7 protein-coding genes are annotated in these 6079 nt (G+C 67.5%); 2 read left to right on the top strand and 5 right to left on the bottom strand.

Features of this window, described 5'->3' with window-relative positions; translation table 11 throughout:
• Both ACFWF2_RS33250 and ACFWF2_RS33245 read right to left on the bottom strand, forming a co-directional pair.
• The coding region (locus tag ACFWF2_RS33250; protein WP_379311445.1) for a hypothetical protein at nt 1–207 on the bottom strand (207 nt) is incomplete at its 3' end.
• Nucleotides 208–373: 166 nt separating this feature from the next.
• A complete protein-coding gene (locus ACFWF2_RS33245) occupies nt 374–796 on the bottom strand; it encodes a hypothetical protein (protein WP_379311444.1) in 423 nt (140 codons plus the stop codon).
• A 224-nt stretch (nt 797–1020) separates the two neighbouring features.
• Here ACFWF2_RS33245 and ACFWF2_RS33240 point away from each other — a divergent pair, with 224 nt between their 5' ends.
• Nucleotides 1021–1239 (top strand): hypothetical protein, encoded by a 219-nt coding sequence (locus ACFWF2_RS33240; RefSeq protein WP_379311443.1) that lies wholly within the window; start codon nt 1021–1023, stop codon nt 1237–1239.
• Complete coding sequence (locus tag ACFWF2_RS33235; RefSeq protein ID WP_378852900.1) at nt 1236–1616, top strand: HicB family toxin-antitoxin system; 381 nt, start codon at nt 1236–1238, stop codon at nt 1614–1616. Before ACFWF2_RS33240 ends, ACFWF2_RS33235 begins: the two co-directional genes overlap by 4 nt.
• A gap of 22 nt (nt 1617–1638) precedes the next feature.
• Here the strand turns inward: ACFWF2_RS33235 and ACFWF2_RS33230 are convergent, their stop codons facing one another.
• The 3 genes from ACFWF2_RS33230 to ACFWF2_RS33220 all read right to left on the bottom strand — a co-directional run bounded on the left by ACFWF2_RS33230 (nt 1639) and on the right by ACFWF2_RS33220 (nt 5961).
• Nucleotides 1639–2979: a glycosyltransferase 87 family protein gene (locus tag ACFWF2_RS33230; protein ID WP_379311442.1), complete on the bottom strand. Its 1341-nt coding sequence runs from the start codon at nt 2977–2979 to the stop codon at nt 1639–1641.
• Nucleotides 2980–3119: 140 nt separating this feature from the next.
• Nucleotides 3120–3824 carry a methyltransferase domain-containing protein gene (locus ACFWF2_RS33225; protein ID WP_379311441.1) on the bottom strand — a complete coding sequence of 235 codons (705 nt, stop codon included), beginning with the start codon at nt 3822–3824 and terminating at the stop codon, nt 3120–3122.
• 91 nt (nt 3825–3915) lie between these two features.
• Entirely contained in the window at nt 3916–5961 is a 2046-nt protein-coding gene (locus ACFWF2_RS33220; RefSeq protein ID WP_379311440.1) for an ATP-dependent DNA helicase, read from the bottom strand.
• Between the last annotated feature and the right edge of the window lie 118 nt (nt 5962–6079).

Below are 6079 nucleotides of genomic sequence, written 5' to 3'. Positions count from 1 at the left end.
GCCGAGAATGCGGTAAGGATCCCTTGGCTCGCGATCAGGTGTGAATCCATGAAAATCGATCTCTAAGCGGGCATCAGAAAATTCATCAATTAGTTCGGCTGCTACGGCGCGGGCGAAGGCGGTCTTGCCAACTCCGCCCATGCCTAGGATGGTGGACAGCACATACCGGCGACCGGCGGGCCGGGCCGCTTTGACATGGCTGATCATGCACTCGAATTCCCGGTCGCGGCCGACCAATTCTGGCGGGGGGAGGACTGTTGACAGACGTGTCGACGGCCTGGCCGCACCAAAGTTGTTGACTGTGAACGAGCCTTGGCCGAGATTGTTCTGTTGCGAGTTGCCGGTTGCCTCGGCGTCGACAGCCCCGTGCGGCCTATTGCTCGGGGCGGACAAAGTTGGTCACTTGAAAGGTGCCCTGGCCCTGGTTGTTCTGCTGCGAGTTGTCGTAGGAGTGCGCGTTGACCTGGCCCGGGCCACTGGCGATTTGTCCCGCCTGGTGCACCATCGCCCAGATTTCGGTCGCCAGCTCGGGATCGGCTTCCAGTAGTTCGCCGATCCGTCCGCGCAAGGCGTCCTGCGCCTGCGAGTCACCGAGATCCGCAACGGCGCGATCGATGGCGGGCGGCGGAGTTTCGTCGGCCGGGCGGGTCCCGAAGACGCGTTGCAGGATCCGGCGACCCCAATTCGCCGTGTCCTCGGCGGCCTGATCCTGCACCCTTGTCAGCACATTGGCGCCATAGGCTCCCAGCGCAGCGGTCACGAATGGCCACGCCTCGTTGACCAGCTCGACAGCCATGCCGCCCCTCCTTTCCGGGGCCTCCACCTGGCCCACGCTCGATGGATTCCAATGTAGCCGCGCCGTTCGTCGGACATCGGAGGCAATTGACAGAAAGTGCTCGACCGGTGAGTTTTCGTGTCGGAAGCTCCGGGTGAGGCTGGGTCTCTATCCGGCCAAAGTTGCCGCATCGAGCGACAACCCTAGGGTTGTCTTGTGTGACTAGGCTAGGATAGAACATACTGATGACGAAGCGGAGCGAGCTCATCAAGAAGATCGCCGAGGCCGCAAGAACCGGCGATGTCACCTGGGAGCTCGCCCGTGCAGGCGGTAACCACTCCGTCTTCAAGCTCGGCGGGAAACAGATTCCCATCGGGCGCCATGCCGAGATCGACGACCGCCTCGCCGTTACGATCTACAAGCAGTGCGAGGAAGTGCTCGGGAAAGGATGGTGGCGGAAGTGACCTACACTGCCCGCGTCGAGCGGGGCGAGCGGTATTGGCTCGTCCACATCCTCGAAATTGATCAGTGGACCCAGGCTCGCACCTTGCAGGAGGTCGAGCCGATGGCTCGCGATCTCATCGGGGTCATGCAGGAAGTGCCGATCGACTCTTTCGATCTGACAGTCCAGGTGAATCTGCCTGAAGCCGCGCGGGAGAAGTGGGAGCGGTCCAAGCGGATTCTCGGTCAGATAGATGAGCTGAAGGCGGCAGCCGCTGCTGCAGCAGCGGCCGCGGCGCAGACTCTTGCCGAAGCCGGGCTGTCGCAGCGCGAGATCGGACTTGCGCTGGGTGTTTCGCATCAGCGGGCAGCCCAGCTCGTCAATCGCAAGGCGTCGTAGCGATCGCCTGCTGTCGGCGGGCTCAGTCGACGGCTGCCGGGCGGTTGTCGTCGGGGTGTGTGCCGTCGGTGATCCAGGGCAGGAGTTCGATCGCTGGGGCGGGTGAAACCTGTTCGGCGGTAGGGGGATTGATGATGATCGGTGCTATCGGCTCGGGCTGTTGTGGTGCGGAGCGGACCAGGTGGACCATGCCGATCAGCACGATCAGGTAGATGACGACGTAGATGTTCATCATGATCTGGGCGCCTGGCCACCACGGGGGTAGGAGGAAGGTGCCCACGCTGACCCAGGTCGGGGTGTAGGTGTAGGTCCAGGCGGCGATGGCGATGTAGAGGGCGCCTGCGGCAAGCCACCAGCGGCCTCGGGTTTGGGCGCGATGGATCAGGTAGACCATCAGGGGGACGAACCAGACCCAGTGGTGGCCCCAGGAGTAGGGGGAGACCGCGCAGGCGGTGAGGCCGCCGAGGGCGACCGACAGCAGCGGTTCGCCGCGGCGCTCGAGCGCGGCCGCGAGCCACAGCGCGACGAGCGCGACCGGGACCGCGATGAGCAGCCACAGCCAGACCGGGGCGGGTCCGTGGGTGAGATGGGCGACGAGGCCGCGCAGGGACTGGTTGGCGGCGTGGACGTCGGGGGCGATGCGGCTGGACTGGAAGAACGTCGAGGTCCAGTACTGATAGGAATCGCGGGGCAGGACAAGGGCGGTCAGGCCGATCGATGCGACGAAGGTAAGGGCCGCGGTGGCCGCGGCACGCCACCGTCGCTGCGCCAGGTACTGGGCGACGAAGTAGAGCGGCGTCAGTTTGATGCCCGCGGCGATGCCGACGCCGACGCCGCGCAGCTTGCTGTTCCCGGCGCGGGAGAAGTCCCACAGCACGAGCAGCATGAGCCACAGGTTGATCTGCCCGTAGTAGAGGGTGGTGCGGACGGGCTCGGCGAAGACGCAGGCCAGCGTGATCAGCGCACTGACGACGGCCAGGCGCGGCGTCACCCGGTAGCCGAGCATCCGCCAGCTCTGCAGCACGCAGCCGAACAGCACCGCGAGATTGAGCACCAGCCAGGTCGTGGTGACGTGCGCCCAGGGCACCAGCATGAGCGGCAGGAACGCCAGCGCCGAGAACGGCGTGTAGGTGTAGAGGAGTCCGTAGTGCGTCGGCTCGATGTAGAGCGCCCGATCGTGCAGCACCCGCCAGCCACCGTCGCGGTAGATGTGCACGTCGAGGCCACCGACGAGAATGCCGCCATCGTTCATCCACGGGTCCATGGTGGTGAACAGCAGCGTCACCCCGAGGACGGCGGTACCGAGTAACAGGAGGAGCGTCGAGACGGTGCGCGGGAGTGCTGCGCGTCGAGATTTCTCCACCACGGCCGTGCTACCGGCCGGCTCGCATCGTATGCACGCCTAAGAACCTACCGCCCCTCCACTACGCCGCCGCGCTCCGGCCCGTCGTTGGTAGGAGATCCCTATGAACCAAGGCGGCGAACCGATCTCGGTGACGCCGATCATGCGGCCGGTTGCAGGACCAGCATGGTGTCGGCACCGTGGTGGAATTCGTAACGGGTCTTGCGCAGGGCGGTGGGGATGCCCTTGTCGTGTAGTTCGGTTCTGAGGTGGTCGATCAGGTCGTCCAGTGGGGCGCCGGTGTAGTCGAGCAGTGGGTAGAGCCTGGCCTCGCCCTCGGTGACGCGGGACAGTTCGAGCAGGGCGGAGAGGTGGAAGTCGGCGTCGAGGCGGTCGGCGTAGCTGAACAGCAGGTGCGAGCTGAGGGCGAGGTCGAAGGACCCGTCGGGGAAGGGGAGTTCGGGCAGGCTCGCCGCGATGTAGCGGTGCGGTTCGGCGCGCACGTCGTCGGCGAAGCGGCGGGCCGCACCGCGCCGGATCGCGGCGTGGCCCGCGGGGGAGCCGTACCAGTCCCAGCGGTAGCGGTGCGCGTTGGCGGCGGCCCAGGCCACGGCGCGGTCGTTCTCGGTGACCGCGTCGACGGATAGTTCTGTGATCGAGCGCGCGTAGATCGGATCGACCGCGGTGACCGCGGCACCCAGCGTGCTGGCCTCGGCGGTGAAACTCGCTGCGCCGCCGGGACAATCGAGAATTCGGCGACCGGTGAGATCGTCGTCGGACAGGTGAAACATCGCGCGGTACTCGGCCAAAGATCTTGCGCTGACCAGAAATTCACCGAGTACCTCGCCATCGGCGTGGTGCTTCATCACCCCACGTTCTCACGACTTGCGTTCGCCCGGTAGTGAATTCACTGGTGTGGTCATTCCGATTGCAAGACTCGATGTAAAAGTCCTCAGCTCAGGCCGACGCGGTGAGCCTGCGCAGCGCCTTGGCGACGACCTCGGGATCGGTGGTCTCCCAGTACGGCGGCAGCGATGCGCGCAGGTAGCTGCCGTAGCGGGCGGTGGCCAGGCGCGAATCGAGGATCGCGACAACGCCGCGATCGTCGACGCTGCGCAGCAGCCGGCCGGTGCCCTGGGCCAGCAGCAATGCCGCGTGGTTGGCCGCCACCGTCATGAAGCCGTTGCCGCCCCGCGATTCCACCGCGCGCTGGCGTGCGGTGAGCAGCGGATCGTCCGGGCGGGGGAACGGAATACGGTCGAGGATGACCAGACTCAGCGACGGGCCGGGCACGTCGACGCCCTGCCACAGCGTGAGCGTGCCGAACAGCGAGGTCGCCGGGTCGTCGGCGAACTTGCGGACCAGCGCGCCCATCGAATCCTCGCCTTGGCACAGCACCGGCGTGTCGAGTCGTTCGCGCAGCGCCTCGGTCGCTGCCTTGGCGGCGCGCATCGAGGAGAACAGGCCGAGCGTGCGTCCGCCCGCGGAGGTGATGAGCTGCTCGATCTCGTCGAGATAGGCGGGGGACAGGCCGTCGCGACCTGGCGCGGGCAGGTGCTTGGCGACATAGAGGATGCCGGACTTGGCGTGGTCGAACGGGGAGCCGACGTCGAGGGAACTCCAGCGCACCGATTCGAGGTCGGCCGGCGCCGTCGCGCCGTTGGCCATGGCCGGGTCGACCTTGCCGCCCTGCTGTGACGGCAGTCCCCAGGTGATCGCCAGCCCGTCGAACGAGCCGCCGATCTGCAGCGTCGCCGAGGTGAGCACCACGGTCGCGGTGCCGAACAGCCTGCTGCGCAACAAGCCACCCACCGACAGTGGCGCCATCCGCAACGTGCGGCGCGCGACACCGCGGATCTCGTCGGCCGACAACCAGATGACGTCGCGGCGCGCGGCCGGATCGGCCTCCTCGAACGCGGTGAGCGCGCGTACCGCCGCGTCGTGCACGTCGTCGATCGCGGCGACCGCCATCGTGCGGGCCGCGGCGTTGTCGGGGTCGTCGGTGGCCTTGACACTGCCCTGCGGCGCGATGGCGGTGCGCGCGTTCCAGGCGGCGTCGCGGACCAGCGCGAGCACGGGGGCGATGCCGTCGGGCAGCTGGTCCCAGCGGCCCGCCGGCATGTCTTCCAGTGCCTCGTGGAACGCCTCGGCGGCGCCTTCGAGCCGGTCGACCTCGCGGTCGTCGATCAGCTTGGTGCAGCGGCGGGCGGCGGCGCTGATCGCGGTCGCGGCGAGTTCGGCGGTCGCGACCCCGGTGACCCGGTCGACCAGCTCGTGCGCCTCGTCGATCACCACGACATCGTGCTCGGGCAGCACCTGGATGCCGCTGATCGCGTCGATCGCCAGCAGGGCGTGATTGGTGACCACCACGTCGGACTGCGCCGATTCCGCGCGCGCCTTCTCGGCGAAGCAGTCCTGGCCGAACTGGCAGCGGGTCTTGCCGAGGCACTCCCGCGAGGACACGCTGACCTGGCGCCAGGCCCGGTCGCTCACGCCGGGCGCGATCTCGTCGCGGTCGCCGGTCTCGGTGTCGGAGGCCCACTCGTTGAGGCGCTGCACCTCGCGGCCGAGCTTGGAGATGGCGAACGCGTCGAACAGTTCGGCCTCGCCGCCGGTGTCCTCCGGGATCACACTGTTGATCTTGTTCAGGCACAGATAGTTGTTGCGGCCCTTGAGGATCGCGAACTGCGGCACCCGGCCCAGCGGCTTGGCGAGCGCGTCGGCCAGCCGCGGCAGATCACGGTCGACGAGCTGACGCTGCAGTGCGATCGTCGCGGTGGAGACGACCACGGTGCGCCCGGTCCGCACCGCGTGCCGCAGGCTCGGCACGAGATAGGCCAGCGACTTGCCGGTGCCCGTACCGGCCTGGACCGCCAGGTGCTCCTTGGTGTCGATCGCGTGGTCGACGGCGGTGGCCATGGTGGTCTGACCGGTGCGTTCCGTGCCTCCCAGGGCATGCACGGCGGTGGCGAGCAGGTCGGCGACGGGAGGAAGTTCGGGCACGCAGGCAGCTTATCCGCCCCCTCGGACAGAATTGCTGGAGCGCTGGCGCGCTCGAGTTCGCGGCCCGCTTCCGTCAGGTGGTAGCTCTGCCGAGGCCTGTTGCCCGGCTCCTGATAGG

Origin of the sequence: Nocardia sp. NPDC060259 (assembly GCF_042728775.1) — a bacterium.
GTDB lineage: Bacteria > Actinomycetota > Actinomycetes > Mycobacteriales > Mycobacteriaceae > Nocardia.
Note: the sequence above shows the minus strand (reverse complement) of the source record. Positions and strands in the feature narration are given on the sequence as shown.